The organism is Hyunsoonleella sp. 2307UL5-6 (assembly GCF_047345485.1).
Taxonomy (GTDB): domain Bacteria; phylum Bacteroidota; class Bacteroidia; order Flavobacteriales; family Flavobacteriaceae; genus Jejuia.
Window position 1 is genome coordinate 31,204 of record NZ_JBLFEN010000002.1, and the last position, 26,720, is coordinate 57,923.

At 30.8% G+C, this 26,720-nt stretch carries 25 protein-coding genes; 16 read left to right on the forward strand and 9 right to left on the reverse strand.

Translation table 11 applies throughout. The features are described 5' to 3' along the window. Window positions 1–30 precede the first annotated feature (30 nt). From ACKGJY_RS03610 to ACKGJY_RS03625, 4 genes are all read left to right on the forward strand, one after another. Entirely contained in the window at window positions 31–426 is a 396-nt protein-coding gene (locus ACKGJY_RS03610) for a DUF2721 domain-containing protein (protein WP_413972488.1), read from the forward strand. Between the two features lie 151 nt (window positions 427–577). Then, window positions 578–1,420 (forward strand): aldo/keto reductase, encoded by an 843-nt coding sequence (locus tag ACKGJY_RS03615; protein WP_413972489.1) that lies wholly within the window; start codon window positions 578–580, stop codon window positions 1,418–1,420. 87 nt (window positions 1,421–1,507) lie between these two features. After that, window positions 1,508–1,699, forward strand: coding sequence for a hypothetical protein (locus ACKGJY_RS03620; protein WP_413972490.1), 192 nt, complete (start codon window positions 1,508–1,510; stop codon window positions 1,697–1,699). Window positions 1,700–1,860: 161 nt separating this feature from the next. Beyond that, complete coding sequence (locus tag ACKGJY_RS03625) at window positions 1,861–2,601, forward strand: hypothetical protein (protein WP_413972491.1); 741 nt, start codon at window positions 1,861–1,863, stop codon at window positions 2,599–2,601. Between the two features lie 35 nt (window positions 2,602–2,636). On the opposite strand, the gene ACKGJY_RS03630 is transcribed toward ACKGJY_RS03625, so the two are convergent. After that, window positions 2,637–3,872, reverse strand: a complete 1,236-nt coding sequence (locus tag ACKGJY_RS03630; protein ID WP_413972492.1) for an ABC transporter permease — start codon at window positions 3,870–3,872, stop codon at window positions 2,637–2,639. 8 nt (window positions 3,873–3,880) lie between these two features. Between ACKGJY_RS03630 and ACKGJY_RS03635 the strand changes: the two genes are divergently transcribed. Further along, complete coding sequence (locus ACKGJY_RS03635; RefSeq protein ID WP_413972493.1) at window positions 3,881–5,149, forward strand: exo-beta-N-acetylmuramidase NamZ domain-containing protein; 1,269 nt, start codon at window positions 3,881–3,883, stop codon at window positions 5,147–5,149. 107 nt (window positions 5,150–5,256) lie between these two features. On the opposite strand, the gene ACKGJY_RS03640 is transcribed toward ACKGJY_RS03635, so the two are convergent. Together ACKGJY_RS03640 and ACKGJY_RS03645 are read right to left on the reverse strand one after the other, a co-directional pair. Beyond that, window positions 5,257–6,093, reverse strand: coding sequence for a sterol desaturase family protein (locus ACKGJY_RS03640; RefSeq protein WP_413972494.1), 837 nt, complete (start codon window positions 6,091–6,093; stop codon window positions 5,257–5,259). Between the two features lie 163 nt (window positions 6,094–6,256). Beyond that, complete coding sequence (locus tag ACKGJY_RS03645; protein ID WP_413972495.1) at window positions 6,257–6,751, reverse strand: YkgJ family cysteine cluster protein; 495 nt, start codon at window positions 6,749–6,751, stop codon at window positions 6,257–6,259. Between the two features lie 242 nt (window positions 6,752–6,993). On the opposite strand from ACKGJY_RS03645, the gene ACKGJY_RS03650 reads away from it, so the two are divergent. The 7 genes from ACKGJY_RS03650 (at window position 6,994) to ACKGJY_RS03680 (ending at window position 12,736) form a co-directional block, all read left to right on the forward strand. Further along, entirely contained in the window at window positions 6,994–7,695 is a 702-nt protein-coding gene (locus ACKGJY_RS03650) for a class I SAM-dependent methyltransferase (RefSeq protein ID WP_413972496.1), read from the forward strand. 204 nt (window positions 7,696–7,899) lie between these two features. Beyond that, window positions 7,900–8,388, forward strand: a complete 489-nt coding sequence (locus tag ACKGJY_RS03655) for a Panacea domain-containing protein (RefSeq protein ID WP_413972497.1) — start codon at window positions 7,900–7,902, stop codon at window positions 8,386–8,388. After that, window positions 8,389–8,904, forward strand: a complete 516-nt coding sequence (locus ACKGJY_RS03660; RefSeq protein ID WP_413972498.1) for a hypothetical protein — start codon at window positions 8,389–8,391, stop codon at window positions 8,902–8,904. It begins immediately after the preceding gene. Between the two features lie 704 nt (window positions 8,905–9,608). After that, complete coding sequence (locus ACKGJY_RS03665; protein ID WP_413972499.1) at window positions 9,609–9,857, forward strand: DUF6364 family protein; 249 nt, start codon at window positions 9,609–9,611, stop codon at window positions 9,855–9,857. After that, the gene (locus ACKGJY_RS03670) at window positions 9,854–10,303 is read left to right on the forward strand and encodes a type II toxin-antitoxin system VapC family toxin (protein WP_413972500.1); all 450 of its coding nucleotides are present in this window, start codon (window positions 9,854–9,856) and stop codon (window positions 10,301–10,303) included. The genes ACKGJY_RS03665 and ACKGJY_RS03670 overlap by 4 nt, the downstream gene beginning before the upstream one ends. Before the next feature lie 569 nt (window positions 10,304–10,872). Further along, on the forward strand, window positions 10,873–12,042 hold the full coding sequence (locus tag ACKGJY_RS03675; RefSeq protein WP_413972501.1) for a tRNA modification GTPase: 1,170 nt from the start codon (window positions 10,873–10,875) through the stop codon (window positions 12,040–12,042). Window positions 12,043–12,343: 301 nt separating this feature from the next. Next, window positions 12,344–12,736 (forward strand): hypothetical protein, encoded by a 393-nt coding sequence (locus ACKGJY_RS03680; protein WP_413972502.1) that lies wholly within the window; start codon window positions 12,344–12,346, stop codon window positions 12,734–12,736. Between the two features lie 413 nt (window positions 12,737–13,149). Here ACKGJY_RS03680 and ACKGJY_RS03685 read toward each other — a convergent pair whose 3' ends face one another. Together ACKGJY_RS03685 and ACKGJY_RS03690 are read right to left on the reverse strand one after the other, a co-directional pair. Continuing rightward, the gene (locus ACKGJY_RS03685) at window positions 13,150–14,880 is read right to left on the reverse strand and encodes a TonB-dependent receptor (RefSeq protein ID WP_413972503.1); all 1,731 of its coding nucleotides are present in this window, start codon (window positions 14,878–14,880) and stop codon (window positions 13,150–13,152) included. Window positions 14,881–14,948: 68 nt separating this feature from the next. Continuing rightward, window positions 14,949–17,984: a tetratricopeptide repeat protein gene (locus tag ACKGJY_RS03690; RefSeq protein ID WP_413972504.1), complete on the reverse strand. Its 3,036-nt coding sequence runs from the start codon at window positions 17,982–17,984 to the stop codon at window positions 14,949–14,951. Window positions 17,985–18,271: 287 nt separating this feature from the next. Here ACKGJY_RS03690 and ACKGJY_RS03695 point away from each other — a divergent pair, with 287 nt between their 5' ends. From ACKGJY_RS03695 to ACKGJY_RS03710, 4 genes are read left to right on the forward strand one after another with little or no spacing between them, the layout of a single operon-like run. After that, window positions 18,272–18,955: a cell division ATP-binding protein FtsE gene (locus ACKGJY_RS03695; RefSeq protein ID WP_413972505.1), complete on the forward strand. Its 684-nt coding sequence runs from the start codon at window positions 18,272–18,274 to the stop codon at window positions 18,953–18,955. A gap of 3 nt (window positions 18,956–18,958) precedes the next feature. Then, window positions 18,959–19,690: a class I SAM-dependent methyltransferase gene (locus ACKGJY_RS03700; RefSeq protein WP_413972506.1), complete on the forward strand. Its 732-nt coding sequence runs from the start codon at window positions 18,959–18,961 to the stop codon at window positions 19,688–19,690. Continuing rightward, entirely contained in the window at window positions 19,690–20,586 is an 897-nt protein-coding gene (locus tag ACKGJY_RS03705) for a glycosyltransferase family 2 protein (RefSeq protein ID WP_413972507.1), read from the forward strand. The genes ACKGJY_RS03700 and ACKGJY_RS03705 overlap by 1 nt, the downstream gene beginning before the upstream one ends. Next, entirely contained in the window at window positions 20,586–21,509 is a 924-nt protein-coding gene (locus ACKGJY_RS03710; protein ID WP_413972508.1) for a glycosyltransferase family 2 protein, read from the forward strand. Before ACKGJY_RS03705 ends, ACKGJY_RS03710 begins: the two co-directional genes overlap by 1 nt. Here ACKGJY_RS03710 and ACKGJY_RS03715 read toward each other — a convergent pair. From ACKGJY_RS03715 to ACKGJY_RS03730, 4 genes are read right to left on the reverse strand one after another with little or no spacing between them, the layout of a single operon-like run. Then, on the reverse strand, window positions 21,473–22,546 hold the full coding sequence (locus tag ACKGJY_RS03715; RefSeq protein ID WP_413972509.1) for a glycosyltransferase: 1,074 nt from the start codon (window positions 22,544–22,546) through the stop codon (window positions 21,473–21,475). The two genes, ACKGJY_RS03710 and ACKGJY_RS03715, sit on opposite strands and share 37 nt — an antisense overlap. Beyond that, on the reverse strand, window positions 22,539–24,083 hold the full coding sequence (locus tag ACKGJY_RS03720) for a phosphoethanolamine transferase (protein WP_413972510.1): 1,545 nt from the start codon (window positions 24,081–24,083) through the stop codon (window positions 22,539–22,541). The genes ACKGJY_RS03715 and ACKGJY_RS03720 overlap by 8 nt, the downstream gene beginning before the upstream one ends. Then, window positions 24,076–25,365, reverse strand: a complete 1,290-nt coding sequence (locus ACKGJY_RS03725; RefSeq protein ID WP_413972511.1) for an O-antigen translocase — start codon at window positions 25,363–25,365, stop codon at window positions 24,076–24,078. Before ACKGJY_RS03725 ends, ACKGJY_RS03720 begins: the two co-directional genes overlap by 8 nt. Then, window positions 25,365–26,669 (reverse strand): O-antigen translocase, encoded by a 1,305-nt coding sequence (locus tag ACKGJY_RS03730; RefSeq protein ID WP_413972512.1) that lies wholly within the window; start codon window positions 26,667–26,669, stop codon window positions 25,365–25,367. The genes ACKGJY_RS03725 and ACKGJY_RS03730 overlap by 1 nt, the downstream gene beginning before the upstream one ends. Between the last annotated feature and the right edge of the window lie 51 nt (window positions 26,670–26,720).

The following is a 26,720-nucleotide window of genomic DNA, read 5'->3' on the forward strand; positions in this document are numbered from 1 at the left end:
GACTAACTTTGGCTACACATTAAAAAAAATATGGAAGAATTAACGCTTACCACACCAGCATTACTGTTTTCGGCAATATCTTTAATAATGCTAGCCTACACCAATAGGTTTATAGCTTACACCGCCGTTGTTAGAAACTTATACGATAAATATTTAATAAGTAAAGACCCAACACTTGTTGCACAAATACAAAATATAAAAAGACGCGTGTATCTTACACGATCTATGCAAATTTTAGGCATTAGTAGTCTTTTACTATGTGTAATTACCATGTTTTTAATTTATATAGAGCAACAAACAATTGCCGTTTGGAGTTTTGGTATCGCATTACTATTACTTATTGCGTCTCTATCGCTTTTAATTTTAGAAATACAAATTTCGGTAAAAGCATTTGAGCATCATATTAGTGATATTGATGATAACTGATAATTTATGTCACGGCACTTTTTTTTAGATTAAAATTAATAGGTATATCTGTTTTAGTTATTTAAGCCACAAAAAATAATATCGAAAACTTTTAAGATCATAAAATTATTTTAGTGAATGAAAAAAATAACCTCAACTAAAAAGAAAACTAATGAAATATTTAACCCTAAATGACGGCCACAGCATCCCTTTGGTAGGTTTTGGTACGTACAAATGTACTGCTCAAGAAGGTATACAATCGGTAACCGCCGCCATAGAAAATGGATATCGCTTAATTGATACAGCGGCTATATATGGAAATGAAGATGCGGTTGGAAAAGGGATAAAAGCTAGTAACGTTCCTAGAGAACAACTTTACATTACTACAAAACTATGGCGCGAAAATTTAGGTTATGCCTCTACTAAAAAAGAATTTGCAAGATCGCTACAAAAACTAAACCTTGAGTACATCGATTTATACTTGATACATTGGCCTGCAAATGCTAAAAACTATGAAAACTGGCAACAAGCCAATACCGATACTTGGCGAGCCATGGAAGAATTACAAGCAGAAGGTAAGATAAAATCTATAGGTGTTAGTAATTTTTTTAAGCAACATTTAGAGGCTTTGTTACAAACTGCTAATGTGGTGCCTGCCGTAAATCAAATAGAATTTCACCCTGGGTATCGGCAACAAGAGTTAGTAAATTTTTGTAACTTTAAAACTATTACTGTTGAGGCTTGGTCTCCTCTGGCTAGAGGTAAAATATTAAAAAACACCATTCTTAAAGATATAGCAAAAAAGCATAATACATCTGTAGCACAAGTTTGTTTAAGATGGGTCATACAGCATAAGATAATTGTGATACCAAAATCCAATACAACCCATAGAATAAAAGAAAACATAGACCTATTTGATTTTGAATTGAGCACCTTAGAAATGACACAGATTGATACACTACCTAAAATGGGTTTTAGCGGTGAATTGCCTGATATTTGGCCAGATAGAATTTGAAATATTTTGTGATAGAACTATGTAAAATTGTAGCTTTATATCATTAAAGATGCCATTTATTGAGAAACAAATTTTAAATTTAAAACTATGCAAGAATTAAGGTTACATGCTTTCGGAAAAAATGACCATTTGGAATTTCTTAAAAAGCACTATGATTCTCTTAAACATAAAATTAAAGGAAATACACAAATGAATACGTTTGAAAAAAAATCGGAATTAGAGAAATTGAAAAAGTCCTTCGAAAAAGATAAGAACGTATCTAAAAACAATCTTTACTAAATCAAAACTTATCACTATTTGTTTTAGCTGTATACGTTTACGTTTTTTTAATTTTAGAAATATCAATTTATAAAAAATAGTTATCTTGAAAATAAATAGATAGTGAATAGCTTTTAGTTACTGAAAATCATACAGCTAAAAACAAAGTAAAACAAACAGAAATGAATAAAATTACATTTTTTCTCTTGGCTATAATTACCTTCAAAAGTTATTCTCAACATCTACCATTAAGAGGAACCCCTGCTATTAAAAGTAAAATTATTTACAAAAACGGTTCTTCAGATATCGGTTTTTTATGGCTTGCAAGTTCTGAATTCTATCCAAGACTTAAAAAAGAAAAAAAAGGAAAAAGTAAAAAAATCAATTATAAAGAAATAGATTTAATTATTACTAATCCTGATTCTACAAATAGTAGAACATTTCAGTATTTAAATCATAATTATAATAAATTCAAAATTTTCGTAGAATTAATCTATAAAGACAACATCAGTATTTATGTAGCTTCAAAAAGAAATGGATCAGATTTGTTTTATTCTGATTATGATAGAGAAACAACAAGAGAAAAATTATCTAAAACTAACTTAAACTATTCAGCTACAAAACCTGTAAATACTTCTCAAAACCATGTTCTTTCCAATGGGAATAGCATTACAGTTAGCCCTAGATATTCTGATTTAAGTAGCTTTAGTAAAGCATATAATCTCATAGTTCAACATTATATTTTGAAAGAAAACAGTACTACATTAATAAAAGTAGAAAACAATAAACGATTCTTAAAAAAATCTAAAGATTATTTTAAAGACTGCCCTGAATTAATTAACGATTTGGAACTAAAAAAAATAAACTTATCTAATCTAGTCAAATTTATTAATCACTATAATAAAACCTGTAAAACTAAATAGAATAAAAAATTAGTCTTCAAAATAAAAAAACGACACTACTCAAACCGAATCGCCTTAACTGGAGAAATTTTTGTAATAATGTAAGAAGGAATTAAAAGCATTACTAAACACAGTGCTAACGTACCTATGTTTAAGCCAAAAATATAACTCCAATTAATATATACAGGTGCCTCGGTAACATAATATACATCTGGGTTCATTTTAAGAATCTTAAAATACTTCTGAGCAAACAACACACCTAAACCTAAAATATTACCCCAAAACAAGCCTAAAATTATCAAGTAAGACGCGTTATAGAGAAACAACTTTCTAATACTCCAATTAGAGCTTCCTAAGGCTTTTAAAATTCCAATCATTTGGGTACGTTCTAATATCAAAACTAAAAGGGCAGTTATCATATTGATGCCTGCTACTAATATCATAATACCAATAATACCGTAAATATTTTTGTCAAATATCTTTACCCATTCAATTATAGAATAAAACTTCTCGTTAATAGTTGCTGTATTTAGTGTTGACGGTGTATTTTGAAAAATAGCTACACCCATACGCTCAATATCATCATAATCATCTATAAACACCTCAAAATTACCAATTTGGTCTTCTGTCCAAGAATTGATACGTTGTATATGTTTTAAATTACCAATAAGATACTGTGCATCAAATTCTTGAAATCCAGAACTGTATATCCCAACAATTTTAAAACTGATGATATTTGGTGGTTTCTCTGTATCGTCCTTTAAAAAATACATCTGAAATTTATCGCCTAAACTAAATCCCAAACGGTTGGCCAAATACTCTGAGATTAACACCTCTTCACTCCATTTTTTTTCAAAAAGCGGTAAACGTCCTTCTACTAAAAACTCATCAAAATACTGCCAATTATAATCGTTTCCTACACCTTTTAAAATAGCACCTTCAAAATCGGTTTCAGTTCTAATCACTCCAAATTTTGTAGCTACCGCTTGTATATGCGTAACACCTTCTACCGTATTAAACTCAGGATAAAATTCTTGTGTTTTAGAAATTGGCACTATACTTTCTTGAGACGCATTACTATCGTAATTTGTAATAGTAGCATGCCCATTAAACGCCACCACTTTTTCTCTAATTTTTTCTTGAAGTCCGATACCGGTTGCAATAGCTATCATCATTACCACCATACCAATAGCAATGGCCGCAATACCAATTTTTATTATTGGTGCCGATATGCTACTTTTATACGCTTTACTACCAATAATGCGTTTAGCTATAAAATACTCGTAATTCAAACTACTCTATGCGATTTAATGTTTTCAAAAATACAGTTTTATTATTTGTTTTAGTAACGGTTTCCTGTGCTTCTAAAGTTAAAAAAGAAACTATTGCATTTAATTCTGATAACAACATCATAAAACAAGTTAAGGAAGATACAACTGTTGCGGTTGGCGCTAACCAAACTGAGTTGTATTTACCACTATTAAAAGGTAAACGTGTAGGAGTTGTGGCTAACCAAACTTCGGTAATTTTTAAGGAGATTACCAGCTCGCCAAAAGCTAATCGCAGTACCTCTTACGTGCATTTGGTAGATTCGCTTTTAGAATTAAAGGTTGCTATTAAAAAAGTATTTGCGCCAGAACATGGTTTTCGTGGAAAAGCTGATGCAGGAGAGCAGGTTAAAGATGGTATTGATACTAAAACAAAACTACCAATAATTTCGCTACATGGGAAACATAGAAAACCAACCCAAGCGCATTTACAAGGTTTGGATGTTATGGTGTTTGATATTCAAGATGTTGGTGTACGCTTTTACACCTACATTTCCACGCTACATAATGTGATGGAAGCTTGCGCCGAAGCTGGGATTCCTGTAATAATTTTTGATAGACCTAACCCAAACGGGCATTATATAGACGGACCAACTTTAAATAATAAACATAAAAGTTTTTTAGGCATGCACCCGATACCACTTGTACACGGTATGACTATTGGCGAATATGCTAAAATGATTAATGGTAAGAAATGGTTAGCTGATGGTTTACAATGTGATATTACTGTGATACCTATTAAAAATTACTCGCACTACATTGCATATAGTTTACCTATAAGACCTTCACCTAATTTACCTAACGACCAGTCTATAAAACTATACCCAAGTTTAGGTTTATTTGAAGGCACCACTATAAATGCTGGTCGTGGTACGGAATTTCAGTTTCAAAGATATGGCGCGCCGTTTCTCAATCCAGAAACTATGAGTTTAAGGTATACACCTATTGCTAATTTTGGTGCTAAATACCCAAAGCATCAAAATACATTATGTTATGGTGAAGATTTGCAAGATGCGGAACTTAGTAGCGAAATGACTTTAAAATGGATTATAAAAGCTTATGAAAATTCAATGGATAAATCTAAGTTTTTTAATACTGATAATTTCACTAAGCATGCGGGCACAACCATATTGCAACAGCAAATTGTAGCTGGATTAAGTGAGGAAGCTATTAAAGCAACTTGGAAAGAGGACTTGCAGGCTTTTAAGAAAATAAGAGCGCAGTATTTAATTTATAATTAGAGCTTTAATTATTAACTAAAACACAAAGAAACTCACCACATCGTCTAAACTCAAAATAAATTATAAGAGTGATTTTACTAAAAGCAACTAGCATTCAAAACGTTATATTAAGTATCTGAATGTATGGTTGGTTTCTCGTATTTCTGAAAAGGTTGTTTTAATAATTCGGTTATATTTCCATTCTTCTTTTCATCAGGAAATACATCTACACCATATATAATTTTATCAGGATTTAATGTCATAAATGTACCAAATAATCTATCCCAAATGGAGAAAATATTGCCGTAATTTGAGTCGGTGTAAGGTAACCTATAATGGTGATGCACTTTATGCATATCGGGAGATACTATAATATAGCTTAGCATCTTGTCTAATTTTTTTGGCAAACTTATATTGGCATGATTAAATTGTGTAGCAACAACCGATAAAGATTGATACAACATTACCAAAGCAATGGGTGTACCAATAATAAAAACGCCAATTAGCGTAAAAGCATAACGGATAATACTTTCTAGCGGGTGGTGGCGGTTTGCCGTAGTGGTATCTACATTATGATCGGTATGGTGAACCAAATGCACCATCCACAATGGTTTTACTTTGTGTTCTACCAAATGTGGTAAATATGCACCAACTAAATCCATAAGAAATAACCCTATAATAACATACAACCACAATGGTGTTTCTGTTAACCAATTTAAAATACCAAAGTTATTCGCTGTAACCCAATCGGACGCTTTTAGTAACAAAAAAGCCAATGGTAAATTAACAACAATTGTAGTAATAGTAAAGAAAATATTAGGTATAGCATGTTTCCATTTTTTATAAGGTTTACCAAATAGTGGCATAATACCTTCTAGAAGCAAAAAAAAAGTAAGACCACCAACAATAATTATGGCGCGGTGATGCGAAGGAATAGTTTCGAAATAATTTAGCAAATTTTCCAAAATTGTTTTTTCTAAATATAAAAAAACTTTAAATCTCTTGCAAAAGTGTAACATCATTAAAAAAAGGCCATTACTAAACCTTAACAACTGATGTAGCACTCATTTTTTCTCCTAAATACAATGAGACTGAGACTGAGACTGAGACTGAGACTGAAATTACAAATTACAACTTAATATGCTGTTTCATCGCTTCAACAATATTAAAAGCCGCAGGACATATAGCCACATTCTTCAATGTTAAGTTCGAAATTTGCTGAAACTTTTTTCTGTCGGTATGCGGAAATTCTCTACACGCTTTTGGGCGCACATCGTAAATAGAGCAATAATTATCTGCACCTAAAAACGTACAAGGCACGCTTTGTAACACATAATCGTTTTCCTCATCTAATCGTAAATATTGGGTAATAAATTGCTGTGGTTTTAGTTTGAAAAATTTTGAAATACGTTCAATATCTTTATCTGTAAATAATGGGCCTGTAGTCTTGCAACAATTGGCGCATTCTAAACAATCGGTGCGTTTAAATTCTTCGTCGTGCAAGTCTTGCATTACATAATCTAAATTTTTAGGCGATTTCTTTTTAAGTTTTGTAAAGAATTTTTTGTTCTCGTTATGCTTATCTTTGGCCTGCTTTGGGAGATTGTTTATAATATCTTGCATTGGGTAAAAATACCAATTTTCGACATTATCAAGAGTATTGAAAATCAAAATATGTTTTGATTGAAAATATCTGAACGACGTTTAATTAGTAAAGTAGCTTGGTGAATAAAAAGAGGAGATTACCAAGTACTTCGTTCTCACCATCATAATTAGTAATTTTGAGTCGAGAAGTTATACTAAAGCAAAGGTTCTCGATACGATTTCATAAAAATGAAATCACTCGAACTGACATTAGAAACAAGATGAAAGATATTTTTGGAAATGCATTACTAGATTACCACAATGGGAATTATTCTGAGGATATAATAACCTCTACAAATATTTCTGATGAAGATGTATTACCACTACCCTATTTATTTCGTGATTTCAAAAACATGCCCAAAATTGAACAACAAGCACTACAATTAGCAAAAGGTAATATTCTTGATGTGGGATGTGGCGCTGGCAGTCATAGTTTGTATTTGCAACACAAAGGGCATACTGTTAAAGCTATAGATGTTTCTAAAGGTGCCATTACAGTTGCTAAAAAACGAGGTGTTTTACATGCTGAACCCAAATCGCTTTTAAATGAAACTGATACATTTGATACCATTTTGTTATTGATGAATGGTACGGGTATTTTTCAGGAAATGAAACAAGTGTCAAAATATTTAAAACATTTGAAACGTTTGCTGAACCCTAACGGCCAAATTTTAATCGATTCCTCGGATATTAGATATATGTACGAAGATGAAGATGGTGGCTATTGGATGGACATGAATGCTGGATACTATGGCGAACTTGACTATTTTTTATCTTATAAGAACGAAAAAGAAACACCCATAAAGTGGTTGTATTTAGATTTTAAAACTTTAAAACTGGCTTGTAAAACTGTTGGTCTTAATTGTGAATTAGTTTTGGAAGGGGGACATTTTGATTATTTGGCACGTTTGAATTATACATAGTTTTGTTATTTCTGAATAAACAAAATATACAGAAAACTAATATATTTTGCTTGACTTTGTAAAAATAATCACCTAACTTCGTTTAACTTCGGATATAAGTTATTAAAACGGACGTATATCCGATAGCACGTTGGCAGTAAGCTGGAAAAACATTACTAATTGAATAATTTAGGTTAAGATTTTAATATTTAGTACTTTTGCAAAATGAAAGCGACCGCATTAGGACATATAATAACTGACTACGTTAACAGCAAAGGAGTTTCTGTATCACCAAAAAAATTACAGAAACTTGTTTACTATGTTGAGGCTTGGCATTTAGTTCATTTCAATTCTGAATTGATAGATGAGAACTTTGAAGCTTGGGTTCACGGACCCGTTGTTCCTGAATTATATCAAGACTTAAAACAGTTTGGATATAATGATATTCAAGTAATTAATGATGAGCTTGACTCGTCAGAAGAAAGAATTGAGAAAGTCGCTAAAGAAAATGATTTGACTGAAGACCAAATTGAACTTATCTATTCAGTTTTAAACAAGTATGGAACTTTAAGCTCATTTGAACTTGAAATGTTAACACATAGTGAGCAACCTTGGATTGAAGCAAGACAAGGTTTTCCACCTCACGAAAGATGCACGAATGTTATTCCAAAAGACAGAATGAAAGAATTTTATTCTGCACAATTGACTGCATAAATGGCTAAAAAGAGTAAGAGAAAAGGATTTGATATTCCAGACCCTAAAAATCAACTCGAAAGTGCAATAAATTCATTGTCTAAATATAAAGTCGGAGAGCAAGGAATACCTTTTCATTCCGTAAAAAATTTAAAGCCAATTTTTGCATTTGACTATTTATCACTTAACGAAACAGAATTGTGTTTTAATGTAAAGTCTAATGACCGAGATGATTTATTGGGATTTTTAGAGGGTTTAAAAAAAGTTTCGAGTTTCACATACGAAAGAATGCGTTTGACCAAAGCGTTAAGATTTCATTCCATCAACTTATTAGACAAAAAAGTTAGCTTAAATCCTTCTGACTTTCTAAAAGTATTAGCACCAAGCTATCGTGGAATGACAGAAAATGAACTTCCGACACTTTACCAATTTGACTTACAATATAAAATAGAAGCACGTGCAGTTGGATTTTTATACAAAGGAGTTTTTTATGTGGTTTGGTATGACCGAAATCACATAATATATCCGAAAAAATAAAGCCTACTGCCAACAACGTATATAGCTCATAGCTTGTTAGTTGCTTAATCGAAGTTAAGGTATATTTGCTAGTCCGCCAAATTTTTTAATTTGGCTTATTGAGAAAAAAGCTAATAAGAAAAATTAAAAAATTCGGCTCGTGCTTCATCCGAAAATAATTTTATAATTTGCACGCTACGAGCCATATACAAGACCGTTAAACAAACCTCCCCAAAAAAACAGTCTCCCTGTTTTTAAAATACAGTTAGCAAATAAGCGCGTTAAGGATTGTAGTGGACCTGTCTGCCAGCAGGTAGGTAGCCCACAGCCTGACGAAGTAAGAGCAAGGACTTGTAACGGAAAGCCTGACCCGATAGGGGAACGCCCAATAAATACTTTATAGCAAATACTAAGATGTATTGTTTGTTCAAAAAGAATTATGAATAGTTTAATTATTTGGCGCGATTAATTTATGAGTGGCTTTGTTATTACTACGAAAACTAAATATACAGAAAACTAATATATTTTGCCTAATTATGTAAAAATAAACATCTAAATTCGTTTAAAAATCAGATATAAGTTATTTGTGCTTAATTTTGTTTCAGTATTGAAACGGACTATCTTCAATAGTATGTTAGGTGTAATTAAACCTCACAACAAAAATCATCGCTAAATCCAATTGTACGGATTATTTTAATATATTTGTACGTATAAAATAATTTGTTATGGACACAAAATTAACTTTAAAGCTTAATCAAAGGATTATTGAAAAAGCCAAGGAATATGCTGCCAATAAAAAAATGAGTTTATCCCGAATTGTAGAGGCTTATTTACATTCGTTAACTTCAGAAAATGACACCTCTGAATTTGAGATTTCACCTTTCGTGAAAAGCATCTCAACAGGAACTGAAATTCCAGCAAATTTGGACTGTAAAAAAGAATATTCTGATTATTTAATTGAAAAATATAAATGAGCAAAAGGATTTTTATAGATACTAATGTAATGCTAGACTTTTTAGGAGAGCGAAAACCATTTTATGAACCGATTGCGAAAATTGCAACTTTAGCGGAAAAGGAAAAATTAACAATGGTTGTTTCACCTATTTCATTCGCAACAGTAAACTATTTTATATCAAAATTTGAGAATGGAGAAATTGCTAGGGGAAAATTAAGAAAGTTTAAGATACTCTGTGAAATATGCTCTCTGGATGAACAAACGATTGAAAAGGGACTTAATTCTTCGATAAAGGATTTTGAAGATGCTTTACAATATTTTAGTGCTACAGAATCGGAATGTGAAATCATAATAACAAGAAATGGAAAGGACTTTAAAAAATCGTTATTACCTGTGATGACAGCGGACGAATTTTTAAAATCTTTAACTAAAAAAATAACTACACCCAACGATGACTCTAAGTAATTGCTTGTTCTCTGCTACTTTAGAAATTCCTATAGAATTTCCAACTTGTAACGTACTTGCACAGTTAAGTGCTAACTCACGCAACTACTAATAAATCAGACGGTTAAACAAACCTCCCCAAAAAAAACAGTCTCCCTGTTTTTAAAATACAGTTAGCAAATAAGCGCGTTAAGGATTGTAGTGGACCTGTCTGCTAGCAGGTAGGTAGCCCACAGCCTGACGAAGGAAGAGCAAGGACTTGTAACGGAAAGCCTGACCCGATAGGGGAACGCCCAATAAATACTTTATAGCAAATACTAAGATGTATTGTTTGTTCAAAAAGAATTATGAATAGTTTAATTATTTGGCGCGATTAATTTATGAGTGGCTTTGTTATTGCTGTGTAAACAAAATATACAGAAAACTAATATATTTTGCTTAATTATGTAAAAATAATCATCTAAATTCGTTTAAAAATCAGATATAAGTTATTAGTGCTTAATTTTGTTTCAGTATTGAAACGGACGTATATCCAATAACACGTTATGTGTTATTAAAACTAAACAACTTAGATATTAATAAATTAAATAATGATGAAAATAAAATTACTATTTCTTTTAACCACAATTTTAAGTTTTAATTGCTACTCCCAAATTTCTTTTGAAAACGGATATTACATTGACAATAACAATCAAAAAGTTAATTGCTTAATTAAAAATCTTGATTGGGAAAGTAATCCAACTGAATTCAAATATAAGTTATCAGAAAATAGCGAATTAATTAAAAAAACAATAAAATCAGTTAAAGAATTTGCAATACTTAACGCTTCAAAATATGTAAGAAGCTTGGTGAAAATTGATAGGTCTAGTAACAAAGTTGATGAATTAGATAATGATAGAAGACCTACATTTCAAGAAGAAGAACTCTTTTTAAAAGTATTGGTCGAAGGAAAATCTACTTTATATAGTTACGTTGATGCTAGTTTAATAAGATATTTTTACAGCATCGAAAAATCTAACATTGAACAATTAGTATTTAAAAGTTATATAACTCCTGAATATGAAGTTGGCATAAATAATAGATTTAGAAACCAGCTATGGGCTAATTTGAAATGCTCTGACATTACAAAAAACAGAATAGAAAAATTAAAGTACAGAAAATCAGATTTGGTCAATTTTTTTGTAGCGCATAACAGCTGTAATAATCAAGAATACATCAACTTTGAAAAAAAGAAAAAAAGAGATTTATTTAATTTGAATATCAGGCCTCGATTAAATATCTCTTCATTAGAATCTAATTATAAAAATACTAATATTAAAAACGAACTAGGTTTTGGTTTTGGAATAGAAGCCGAATTTATTCTTCCTTTTAATAAAAATAAATGGTCACTTATAATTGAGCCAACTTATCAAAGTTTTATAGTAGAAGAATCAACTAACGGAAGTTTAGGAAATGTAATTATTAATTATAGCTCTATTGAATTCCATACTGGCGTAAGACATTACTTCTTTTTAAGTGATAATTCTAAAATTTTTATAAATGCTTCTTTAATTTATGATTTAAATAGAAATAATTCACAAATTGATTCATTGGAAATTACAACAGCATATAATATGGCTTTTGGTTTAGGTTATAAGTATAATGATAAATACAGCATAGAGTTAAGGCATCAAACACCCAGACATTTGTTAGGTAATTATTCAAATTGGTTTGCGGACTATAAAACATTATCAGTAGTATTTGGATATTCTCTATTTTAAAATAACAACACATAACACAGTATCCAATTTACAGCTTGTTTTAGATGATTTACGAAAGCCCTCGCGGATTTTATTCACCAGTAATTGTTACCAAATTAGGTGTTTTAATATACAAGAAACCATAGAATTAAGTTAAGAGTAACTTTGTTATTTATGTATGAACAAAATACATAGAAAACTAATATATTTCGCTTGACTTTGTAAAAATAATCACCTAACTTCGGATATAAGTCATCAAAACGGACGTATATCCGATAGCACGTTGGCAGCAATAAACAACAAAATAGACTAAAACCTAAGAATGATATCGACTAATTTTAAAATAGTACTACTGATTTTAATTACCACTCTCATAAACTCTTGTAAATCCGAATATAAGATTGATTTCTCTGAAGTTTACGGAAAATGGACTGAAACCGAAAAAAGTACTGGCTATACCGCCAAACAAATACAAAACCTAACTTTTGAAAAAGATGGAAAGTATCAGAATGTAGTAATAAATGCTTCTTCGGACTCCATTGTTAGTTCCTTTAATGGAACATATGAATTGGATACAGAAAACAATATTATCAAATTCACTAATGATGGATACGTTTTAAAAGATATGACTTTAAAGAAGCTTACAGAATCCGAAATGATAGTGGAAATTACAGAAGAATTCGAAGGATATGCACTTTTGTACTTTTCAAAATAATTAAAGCTGCTAACATTGTATAAAAATAATTGCTTGGTTCCTGCCTACTCGGAAAATCCTGCGGATTTCCCTCTGGCTCGTTCCATTTTTACTAAGTCAGTGGCTTAAACGCGCAACTATCCTTACACAACAACGTTAAACGAACCTCTGAAAAAAAAAGTCTCCCTGATTTTAAAATACATTTAGCAAATAAGCGCGTTAAGGATTGTAGTGGAAAGCCCACAGCCTGACGAAGGAAGTGCGAGGACTTGTAACGGAAAGCCTGACCCGATAGGGGAACGCCAAAAAAAAAGAGATTCATCATGTTGTTCTGTATGACAGCACGAGATCTTGAAATTCTAAAATAAATGCAGCACAAGAGAGTTTAGGTTGATGAGATTTCCGACTTAGCGGGAATGGTAAAAAAAGTGTATTTAAAAATCAAACTTAAAGGTAGCACCTGCTAGAAACTGAATGCCTTGTACTGGGAAATTTTGCCAGCGTTGATACTCATTATTAGCTATATTATTGGCTTTTGCAAACACAGATATTTGATCGTTTATGTGATATCCCACGTGTGCATTGGCATCAAAAAAGCTATCTAAAGTTTGCGTAAACGGTGTTGTAGCAGTAACACCATCGTTTAAGAAAAACTGATCTTTACGCTCGCCTGTGTATATTAAATTTGCACCTGCAAACCAATGTTCGTCTATTTGATAGTCTAAAAACAAAGAACCCACAATATCTGGTAAATTCCATGCTTCGGCCTCATTGGTTGTGTTATATGTAAAATATTCTGCTTTTATACCAAGGGTAAAATTTCTGTTAACGTCTACATTTAAAGCGCCTGCTACTCCAAAGGTTTTAATATCGTCATACACAATACCAAACGAGTTTCCATAAGAATACGGTTGATTTTGCCTTAGGGTAATCTCATTATTTCTGAAAAGCGCTTTATTCCTATCAGATTTATAGAGGCCGTTAATACTGTAACTCATATTACTAGACAACTTACCTTTTAACCCTGCGTAGGCATTGTATTGTTGGTCTGTTGGCTGTACAAAAAGCGTTGGTGATACAAAAGGATTTTCGGTTGCAAAATCGTAATACGAATTTTGAATTAAAACACCTGTTATACCTCCAAACGCAATAAGCACATCGTTTACTAATCTATAAGTTGCTGTAATATTTGGATAGATAAATAATGTATTATCGCCAGTAGCTCTATCGTTTAAATAGTTAATTGATGCGCCGAGATTTACAGTTAAATCGTCTTGACGTAATTGGTATGAGGGTGAAATACCTACGGTAATATTCCCGTATTCTACCTCGTTTGTAGTAGTAAAGCCCCTATCGAACGTACCACCTAAATAATCAATAGTAACAGCGGTAGATACCTCTTCTCCATTTACAGGAATATCTACTTTTGCTTTTGCTACAAAACGATTTTCTCCAGAGCCTTGATCGTCAAAAAAGCGTCTAAAATAGAAACTCCCAGAATTGATATAGGTATCTTGAAAAGTTATATCGCCGCCAAAATGTGCATTTGAAAAGGTATGCTCTGGGTTTACACCATCGTTTAATGCTGTTGCTATTTGAGATTGAGGCACACCATACCAATTAAAACGTTGGTGTTGAAACCCACCTTGCACCGTCCACGCTAAATCGCGAAGCTGAGATGTATAATTAGCATGTAACGTGGTATTTAAAAAATTATCATCAAGCTGAACGCCTTCTATACCACCACCCGAGGAATGATGACTAAGATAACCACCAACACTTTCGGTTCTATTAATGGCGTGGTTTAAATATACTTCGCCTACAATTGTAGTAAAAGAACCTACAGCTAATGTGGCATAATTATCAAATAATTTTACTGGTTTTGCCTTTTCTACAGTCGCTGCTTTCCCTTTTGCTGGTGTAAATGTAGAGGCTACAGGAAATGAAAAAATATTGTATTTAATATCCTTTTTCTTGATAGCCTCATCATCGTTAGTTGATGGTACTTCTTTAACCTTAAAGGCATCTGAAATGGATGGTGCATAAGGCTTAACGACATCTATAACTCCTGTATTTATAGTATCATTAGTTTTTTTCTGAGCGAATGAAACTAGAGTGTTTAGTGTAACTAAAAGTAATATTATATGCTGTATGTGCTTTCGCATGTGTTTTTTGATTTAAGATTGACGATTAACAATTTTTGATTTCTGAATTTTAAAGCTGTTAACTATTTTTAATCCTGTGGCGCAATTGATGCATTTGTTTTGGCTTCTTCTTGCTTTATCTGTTTTAATTCGGTTTTTGCTTCATCAATAACATCGGTAAATTGCGTGAAATTATCAATGACACTTTCTAAAATATATGTGGCTTGATATGCATCATCTAAGGCATAAAAATTCTTAGCCATAACCACTAGCCCTTTCGCGCCATAATATTTATAACCAGAATAATCTTTTGCTAGTTTTTGTGCTGATGTGTTAGAGGCTTTATAATCGCCATCTTTATGTTTAAAATAAGCATCGTAATATAGTGCCTCTGCGGCAGTTTTGCCTGTTGCCACCTGTTGTACATTTCTATAAGCTAATTTTGCTTTGGCTTCATCACCCGTTTTTATTGCAGATCGTGCAATGATAATATGCGCATCACTCCTAATTTTATTATCTAGTTTTGCACTTTTTAATACCTTTTCTGCGTATGTTACAGCGTTATCAAAATCTTCTAATTGATAATTGGCTTTCATTAAATTAGATTGTGCAAAAATCACATTTTGAGGAAAATTTGCTTCCACTTCTAAACGCTGTAATAACGGTATAGCTTCATTCCAGTTTTTATTTTCTAAATGGTATTGTGATAGTCTTAATAATGCTTCTTCTGTAAATTCGCTTTGAGACGCTTCCACCACAAATTTATAATGCGGTGCCGCATTAGCAATTAAATCTTTCTTGTAATATAATTGTGCTAAATAGAAATGCGACTGCAAACTATGGATGCCATTAGGAAAACTATTAAGGTAATTATTAAACTGCTGTATCGCGGCATCGGTACTACCTTCTAAATACTGTTTTTCTGCAGCTTGGTAAGCAGTATTATCTAAATCTGCATCGGTTACCTCAACATAATCTAATTGTTTAACCCAAGCGGCATATTCGTTTACACGTCCTAAATCTATATAAATCAATCGTGCTGTAGACACTGCTTGCACCGCTTCTGGAGTGCCTTGATATGCACTAGCTACACGTTTAAATTTCACTAACGCAGCTTCGTTTTTACTAGCATTATAATGAATTAATCCTTGACGCAACAATGATTTTGGTACAAACGAACTCATTTTAAATTCTGAGTTTAATTTATTGTAGCGCGCCATAGCTTTATTCGTTTGGTTTGCTTTTACATAAGAATTTCCTAGTTCGTATAAAGCATCGTCTCGTAATTTAGATGTTGGATATTCGCCAATAAAGCGTTCTAATTCTTTTATTTTTTTTGAAGAATTTCCTGCATAACCTGTACTTATGGCTTTTTGAAAGAACGCATAATCAGATTCTATGGCATTCATTTTCACAGCGTTTTCATAAGCACTTATCGCTTTATTGTATTGACTTGATACAAAATACCCATCGCCCAATCTTAGATAAGCATCATTTAATCTAACCTTATCATCACTACGTTTTGCTATAAATTGATCAAAATAATTTGAGGCTTGATTGTAATTTTTCAACTTAAAATACGTGTATGCTAAATTATAATCTATGTTATTTAGTTCTGGCACATCTATTCCTGCAGATTGTTGGATAAATTGCTTAAAGCCAACTAAAGCATCTTCATAATTGGTTAAATTATAATCGGTTTCTGCTTTCCAAAACGTGGCTCTCGCAATAAAACTTGCATCTATAGCTTGGTTTAAAGATGTATCAAATAATTGTTCAGCCTCTATATATTGCGTATCATTATACAATTCTAAACCTCTATAAAATGCTACTTTTTGGTAAGCAGCTTTATTTTCAAAACTTTTTTTATTTTCTAGAAGATTAAGCGCTTCTTCATAATTTTTTGAAGTGATGTAGGAATCAATTAATAGTGTTTCAATCTCTACTTTATAAGACGTTTTTGGATATTTACCTAAGTAACCGGCCAATACTTGTGGTACAGATTGATAGGGATTACCAATCTCGTAACTAATCTTAGCATAGTTTAACCAAGCATCTTCCTGAAGTTTTAAATCGAAATCCATTTGAGATGCATTTCTAAAAGCATTTAAAGCCTCTTGTTTTTTATCTAGATTGATGTAACTTTCGCCTAAGTGATAGTAGGCATTTTGCGCAATACTATTGGTGCCTCCAATAATTTTATTAAATTCTGAGATCGCTTTATTATAATCACCTTGTTTGTAATGGGCGTACCCTAATTGGTAAAAATCGGTATTATTCCACTTTGCCTTTTTTTGGCGTTTGCCTTTTTTACCATTGTAAGCTTGTAAAAACGGAATAGCCTCTGCATACTGCTCTAAATTAAAATAACTTTCGCCTATTATTTTAGATAATTCTGATATTTCATCAGCATCACTAGTGTCTAATCTATCTTTGGCCAAGGCTATGGCTTTTTCAAATTTACCTAATTTAAAATTTAAATCGGCTTGATAATATGATAATTTCTCTTTGTAGCGCTCTTGGTCTTCAACTTGCTCAAAATACGCATTAGCACTATCGTAATCATCACCTTCATAAGCCATAAAACCAATATAATATTTGGCTTGCGATCCATATTCAGAAGAGTTTTCAACCTTAGTTAAATACGTTTTGGCATCTTTATACTGCTTGGTTACAAACGCTGTATAGCCATTATTAAAATAAAATTTTTGACGTTCTTTTCTAGATAGCGCACCTTCATCAACCTTAGCATACCATTTTCTAGCATACGCGTATTTTCCATTTGTAAAATAATAATCTGCTACATCTACAAACGCTGTATTTCGCTTTGTACTGGTAGGATAATCTTCTACAAAATCTGTAATTAATTGATCTGCATTTTGCTGATTTAAGCGCACCGCACAATTGGCAATATAATAGGCACATTCTCCCTTAACACCCGCTTTATCTGTAGTTTTTTTGATTTGTGAAAACAGCGACTTTGCAGCCTGATATTGTTGATTATTATAAAGGCTCAATGCCTTTTGAAAATCGGCTAAACTATTGGTATATACCGCAGATTGTTGGGCAAATACTTGTAATCCTAAGCATAGCGTTAAGATTAAAATAAAACGTTTAAGATGCATTTAGTATCTATTTTTGTTTGATGAAATTCAAAGATAAACAAAGGTTTTAGATTCTCATTTTAAGAGAACAACTAATTACTTTAAAACCAAAATATACATTTTGTATATTTTCTTAATCTATAACGCAACAATTATGCTAGAATTATATTTTGAGTACTAAATGTTAAACAACATCAAAAAATAAAGGTGAAATATTTAAGAAAAAACAATAAATAAAAAGAAAAACTGTTAAGGGTTTGCGCCATTAAACTTTAAGCTTTAAACTTGTAATTACAAATTTTTTTTACATGCCAGAAACTATTTTACATTTAAAAGACGCCTCTATTTACCAAGGTGAAAGTTTAGTGCTTTCTGGTGTAAATGTTGAAATACATAAAGGAGAGTTTGTGTATCTAATAGGAAAAACAGGCACAGGAAAAAGTAGTTTTATGAAAACGCTTTATGGCGATTTGCCTTTAAAAGATGGTGAAGGTGCTATTGTGGATTACAACCTAAAAACTTTAAAAGAAAGAGACATTCCGTATTTAAGACGAAAACTAGGTGTGGTATTTCAAGATTTTAAACTATTGATAGACCGCACTATAAATGATAATCTCATTTTTGTTTTAAAAGCTACCGGATGGAAAGACAAAGATAAAATTAACCAACGTGTAGAAGAGGTATTAACTAAAGTTGGTATGAAAACCAAAGGATTTAAATTCCCGCATGAGCTTTCTGGTGGCGAGCAGCAACGTGTAGCTATTGCAAGAGCATTATTAAATAATCCTGAACTTATTTTAGCAGATGAGCCTACAGGAAATTTAGACCCACAAACCAGTATAGAAGTAATGCAAGTGCTACAAGATATTAATAAAAATGGCAACACAATACTTATGGCTACACACGATTATGCGTTGCTTTTAAAATACCCTAGCAAAACGCTAAAATGCGATGAAAACCAGGTATATGAGGTGGTGCAACGAAAAGGATAGTAAATGTATAACCTAATTAAAAAAACAGTAAAAGCCTGCATTCCAAAAAAATTCCTTTTTAAAAACGAATTATTCTTTCGTTCTTTTTATGGCGCATTTTACAAAGGAAAATCTCATAAATGTAATGTTTGTAATAAAGAGTCAAGCCGTTTTATTGCATTAGAAAACACAGACCTCATGTGTGCTTTTTGCGGGAGTTTATCTAGAAACAGAAGGCTTTGGCATTTACTTAATACTAACAGACTTAAAGGTAATGTGTTACATTTTTCACCGTCCCGAAGTCTTTACCGAAATTTAAATAAAATTAAAAGTATTACATATTTCGGCACAAATTTTGGGAATGATTTTTTGGCTGATTATAAGTTTGATATTACTAATATTGAGCAGCCTGCAGCACAATTTGACACTATTATTTGTTATCATATTTTAGAGCACATTATTGATGATAAAAAAGCAATGGGTGAACTTTACAGAGTGTTAAAACCCAATGGAACGATATACATTCAAACCCCTTACAAAGAGGGTGCTATATATGAAGATTATAGCATTACGTCGCCCAAGGATAGAATTAAACATTTTGGACAGTTTGATCATGTTAGAATCTATTCAATAGAGGGTTTAATAGAGAGACTTAAACATTCTGGTTTTTCGGTTGAAGAAAAAAACTTTATAAGTGATGAAAATAGTTTATATTATGGCTTTAAACCCGAGACTATTTTAATACTAAGCAAATAATGCTCTCTATACTAATACCCGTTTATAATTACGGCATCTCTCAATTAGTTACCGAATTGCATCATCAAGCAACAAATGCTGGAATTGATTTTGAAATTATTTGTTTCAATGACGCATCCAACGCGTACATAATGGAAAACAGAGATACTGTTGAAAAACTAACTTACACAAAGATAATAGATACGCATGTAAATGTAGGTAGAACTCAGGCTAGACAACAATTATGTAACCAAGCTACATTTGATTGGTTGTTATTTTTAGATGCAGATGTACTCCCAAAATCAAAATCTTTTATAGCATTATATTTAAATAAAATTTCATCTGGTTACGATGCATTTTTTGGAGGTTTCGCATATGTTGATGAGCCACCAAATCAAAACAATATGCTTAGATGGAAATATGGAAAAAAATTTGAAGAAGTTGATGCTAGTAAGCGTAATAAAAAACCATACCAGCTTATTATTTCAGCAAATTTTTTGATTAAAAAAGAGGTTTTTAATGCTATTAATTCTAAAATCAAAAGAAAAAGCTACGGTTTAGATAACTATTTTGCGGCTCTTTTAAAACAACATAATATTAAAGTTTTACACTTAAATAATGAAGTGTATCATCTTGGGTTAGAAAATAATCAAACCTATTTGCATAAAACAGAAGAAGCTGTAACAACTTTACTTTGGATTATAAAACATACTAAGATACCTAAACAAACTCAAAAATTATTGTATGTTTTTGAAAAATTAAAAAAAGTAAAACTTAATATGTTCATGGTATTTCTATTTAAACATTTTAGCACTACCATTAAAAAAAATTTATTGAGTACGTCTCCAAATATTCATGTATTGCAACTGTACAAACTTTTATACATTTGCTATAAAGACAAAACAACTACTTTATAATGTTTGATACACTTTTTTTTTCTGTAGTTATACCACTTTACAACAAAGAAGATTATATAGAAAACACTCTTAAAAGCGTATTGGCACAATCTTACCAAAATTTTGAAATTATAGTTGTAAATGACGGTTGTACAGATAATAGCGTAACTGTTGTAACTAATTTAAAGTCTGATTTTGTTTCAATTATACATCAAAAGAATCTCGGACTATCTGCTGCCAGAAATTCCGGTATTAGAGCTTCTAAACACAATTATATTGCGTTTTTAGATGCAGATGATTTATGGTGTGAAGATTATTTACAGACCATAAAAAAACTAATTACAATTAACCCAACAGAAAGTGTTTATACTACAGCTTCAGCTATTCTAAGACCTTGGCAAACACCAAATTTAAATGCACAACCCTTTGATGTCGATCAAGTAATATCAACTTCAAATTATTTTACTTTCAAAAAAAATTTTTTTTCTAATAGCAGTTTAGTCATCAAAAAGGAAGTATTTGACACCATTGGCTATTATAATGAACATATAAACTACGGAGAAGAAGAAGATTTTTCTATAAGGTGCTTTAGTAAATATAAGTTGGTACATTATAATGCTAGCAAAGTATATTACCTTAAAGGTCTTGAAAACCAATTAACCGCTCCTAATAATAAAATAGAGCGCAAAATACCAGATTACTCAAAATACTTAACCAAAGAGAATTATAAAACACTGAAGCCCTATATAGATTTTGTTCATTTTAAACTTATAATGTTATATAAAATGGAAAGAAACAAAAAACTAGTTAAGATATTTAAGGATAAAGTTTCTATTTCTAATCTAAACTTAATCCAAAAAATTAAGTTTATAATGCCAACACCACTATTTTATTATTCTAAACATATTTACTTATGGTTTACAAAAGTTGTTTCCCACTCTTGAATGATAGCCTCTTCTGAAAATATTTCCAAGCCAAGTGATGTATTTGCTTTTATCTTATTGTAAAATGCGTCATCCAATAGCCTATTTAATGCAGCTACTAATGCCTTTTTATTTTGATTTTCTACCAAAATACCATTTAAATTATGTTTAATAATTTCATTTGGCCCACTATTACAGTTGTAAGCTATTAGTGGCGTACCAAGGTTTAGTGCTTCAAGCAACACCATAGGAAAACCCTCAAACTTACTAGATAATACTAAAGCCTTTGCATTTTGTATTAGCGGATAGGGCTCATTAGTAAATGGCATTATTTTAATACGATTTTTAAATTCTGAATTATTAATCAACCCTTTCAACTTAGACTGTTCAGGGCCATCTCCAACAATAAAAAGTTTAATGTTCTGTTTGGGCAATTTTGACTGTTGATAACACTCAATTAAAACATCAAACTGTTTTACATCAGTTAATCTACCGATACCAATTATATAGGAATTATCAGTACTAATACTATGTGAGTATTTTAATAATTGGGTAGTATCAATAAAGTTATAGATAGTTTTACCTGTAATACTGAGTTTTTTATACAAACGGTCTCTAATACTATTGCTAACTGTTACAAAGCTACCACGTTTTACATGAGGTAATTTAGCAAGCCATATTATATTTAAAAATGAAAAATAGTAGTGTAAATGATAATTGTGAATACAATAAATAACATTTAAGTGCTTAAAAACTATTTTAGAAAACACCAGTTCTTTTAAGTAAACATCACGCAAACGATGATCTATAACACAGTCGAATTCATTTTGTTTAAAAAACTTTATAAACTTTACAAAGGCTTTTAACTTACCAAATTCTTCTTTTACTACTCCAAAATTATATAACCTTCCACTATAATTATATGTTATATGATTTTGCATGGAAACAATGGTAATACTGTATCCTCGTTTTTCAAGAGCTATAGACAAATTTGCCGCTACCTTTTCGGCACCACCAGAGCTTAAGCTAGACACCAATAAACATATTTTTTTACTCATTATTTACTTTAAAATATGTGTCAAAATCAATTTTACCTATAACTAGCCTTTTTCTTGTTTTAAACGATTTACTAAAAACACTCTTTTCTGTATTCATAGTTTTATGCTGAACACCAAATATATGCCCTATACTCTCATAAGTATGATCTGCCATAAACTTCCTGCTTGGTTTAAACACAAAGTCGTTTGGGTATTCAAAATTATCTGAAGTCCATAGTATAAATGGAATTTCAAACATGCTTTTTGTTAAAATTTCTTCAGAACGCCCAAAAAAATCAGTGCCATCATAAACGTTCTCTCCATGATCTGAAATATAAAGTAACGCACTTTTTTGTTTCTGTTGTTGCAATAATTCTATTAATCTTGATACGATGTAATCATTATAAAGTACTGCATTATCATAGTAATTGTTTATATTTTCTTCTTTAGATAAAGACTCAGAATTGCCTTTAAATTTACTAAAACTCGGTGGATATCTCTTATTGTAATCAAAATGTGTCCCTATAAGTCTAGTAAAAATAACTTTCTTTCCTGGTGTTTTTAATATAGTTTCATAATCAGGGAGTAATACTTCATCTAAAACTAGTGCATGCTTATCTTTTAAATGATTGTAAAATTTAAACCATTTACTAGATGACGCTATTTTACTAATGGCATTATCGTGATAGCTTATTGGCCTTTGATTAGAGAGCCAATAGGTATCGTATCCTGCTGCATTAAAAACCTCTACTAAATGTGTTGCGTCTTCTTTTGAAGGATTAATATCTATAGATGTTATAATTTTAGGTACTGCTTTTAAAGTAAAAACATCGGTTGAAATTACATTGTTGTATGTGTACAAATTATCCTTTATTTCATTTAATTTTGGTGTGTTTTCCCTATTATACCCATAAAGTTGCATACGATTTCTGGCTGTAGATTCGCCTAAAACCACAACTAAAACCTCATTATTACTAGTTATAGTTATATCTGTATTTTTTATGTCATTATTAAACTTAATACTACGCTGTAAATCTATATAACCATATGTGCCCCTTATAGCATTATGGTAGGCATTACTTTCAATTAAACCAGAAAATTTTAATACGATAATGATCAAAAAAACACTTAAAACCGTAACTATACTACTATAGCGAGTATAATTTTTAACTGTAACTTTTCTGATTTTAAAAAATAATAGTGTAAATATTATAATGAATAAAAGTATTGGAAAACTAAAATAGGCAGTTGTAAACTCAGTAATTTCATCAGTATTAGACTCTAATAAAAGATACATAAAAGACGATGAAAAATTTGAAGAAACTGCAATATAAGAGGTTGTTTCTAACACCAAATAAAACAGATATAAGAGGCAAACAACATCTTTAACCAACTGCTTTTTTGTAATTCTGCTGTAAAATATTAATAGGATTACAACAAAAAATAGAACATCTTCTAAAACATCTTGAATATCTAACAATACCCAATCAATAAAACTAACTAAAAAGAGATATTTTAATATTAATGGTAAGACTAAAAATGATATGTTTTTAAACATTAACCTTCAAATATTTAAGATTATTAAAATATAACGCTAAAACAACAACTAATAAATATAAAAACACGCTAATTATATAGGCATAAAATACACCCTGAATAGCATATGTATCTATTAAGTAAAAGCTTATCAAATAATAAGTAACATATAGTACTGTATCTGAAATAATATAAAGCTTTACCATTTTTTTTGCATGAAACTGATAAGCTAAAGAAAATGCTATTATCTTTATAAAATCACCTGTTAGTTGTAAATAAAAAAATTGTTCGATCTTTTCAAATTCAGATGTTAAAAATAAAGTTATAATACTACCTTTTAAAAAAAATAGTACCAAAAATAGTATTACTGTAAGTGGTATTATATACTTAAAATAGGATTTCATTATTTTTTGATACCCTAAAACCGTCTTGTTTTTAGCTAATTGAGGCAGTAAATACAATGTAAATAATGAGGAAAAAAACATCATATAAAATGATGAAATTTTATTCATTGCTTCCCATAAACCAGCAGTATCTGCATTAGAAAAAGCTATTATTTTGGTTCTAATAAAAAAATAGGAAACACTTATTAATACAGCTGAGTATGTAGCCATAGCCACATAAGTACCCATAGATTTAAGAATATTAAAAGATATATTGTTCAAATAATCAAATATATTCCCAAGTAAAACTCTAACCTCCTTAAACGCTAAACTAGATATAAAACTTAAAGCAGGTACGGTAAAAGCTGCTAGAAGTGCACCTTCTAAATTAAAGAAGTATATAAGCAAAACTGTAGCTAATGCGTTTAAAATGTTAGTAACAGTTACAAGTTTAGTATATAGTTTATAGTTTTGAAGACCGTTTGCTATATAAACTACTAGAAAACTTAATGAAGCCATAGGTAATAAAAAAGCAAGGTATTTAATAACGAAAGTCCATTCGCTACTTAACAATACCTTTTTACTTATATAACCAGAACAAACAAATAATACTATACTTACAAGTAAGGACAAGCAAAAGCTTAACGTAATAGCAGATGTAATGACAACATTAAGTTGTTTTCTATCCCTTTTACTTTCAGCTACATACTTTACTACACCACTACCAAAACCAACTGCTGTAATACCAAATACACCTTGCAATAAATTTCGTAAATTTCCAATAACTGCATAACCACTTGGCCCTAAATAAATAGCACTAACTTTTGAAACTATAAAGGATGCTATAACCTTACCCACAACAACAAAGCTATTATAGGAAACAACTTTAATAAATGAGTTTTCTAAAAACTTTTTAAGCACTATTTAATAGTTTTATCAGACTCCACTCCAAAAAGTGAGCTGCCGAAAATAAGTAAGATAACACCATAATACATCAAATAACTAACAAAGTGACCTATTACAGCGCCTTTAACACCATATATTTTTATAAAATAGATGCTAGTTGTATATAAAATTATAACTAAAAAGGCTTCTGTGATGATATAGTGCCAAAACATTTTTTTTGCTAAAAACTGATAAGCAATAATCATTGATAGTACTTTAACAAAATCTCCTAGAATTTGCCACATAAACAAATCTGTAACAGGGTCGAACTCTTCTGTAAAAACTATTCTAACAATAAATGGTCGGAGTAAATAAATAAGTAATAACCCTAATGCAAAATATGGAATTATTTTTTTGTAGAGCGAAAACACCTCTTTTTTAAACTCACTAACATCATTTATCTCCGCAAATCTGGGAATAACATAAAACCCTAACAATGCGCTTACAAACATTAAGTAGTACTTAGATATTCTTAACATGGCTTCCCAAAAACCTGCGTCTTTATATCCAATTGTATCTATAATATGAGACCTAATAGCTAAAATAACCAGTGGTAATATTACCGCCGAAAATAAAGCCATACCACTGTAAGAACTAAGTTTTTTAAAATACGATATACTTACTTGATTTACATGAATTAAGGGTATTAAACTTTTTCTATTAATAATTCCAACAAGGGTTATTAAAAAAATGAGAGACTCAGAAATAGCTACTGAAATTAAAGCCCCGTCTAAGTTTTTTTGATATATCAATAAAAGCGCCACACATAAACTTAAAACTTGGCCTATTATATTTATAATGATAAGAATTTTATACTTTGAGAAGCCATTCATTATAGAAAAACTAAACATATTTAAAGCATAAAAAGGCAATACTATTGCAAAAATTTTAATCACATACACGTAATTATTGTATGTTGGAAAAATAAGCTCATTAATAGTTTCTGCTTTAAAATAACAGAAAAAGGATACTAAAATTGTTGTTATAAACCCAAAGTAATATACCGTAGAAAGTGTTTTACTTAGCTTAACTAAATCTTCCTTAAAATCATTTACATACTTAACGATACCTTTATAAAAACCTAATGTAGCTAATGTTTGAGCAGAGGCAACAAAATTTCTTAAATTACCGACTAATGCTAGTCCTTCTGCACCAATAATAACAGCTATAGCTTTAGAGGTTAACAAACCCGCAATAATCCTAGTAAATACTGCAGCAGTTTTTAAAGAAGCTACTTTTACTAATACTTTACTATTAATATAACTAATTAAGTTTTTCAAGAGACGGTATTTAAACTGTAATAACTAAAAGCTACTCTGTAGCCCTGTTAC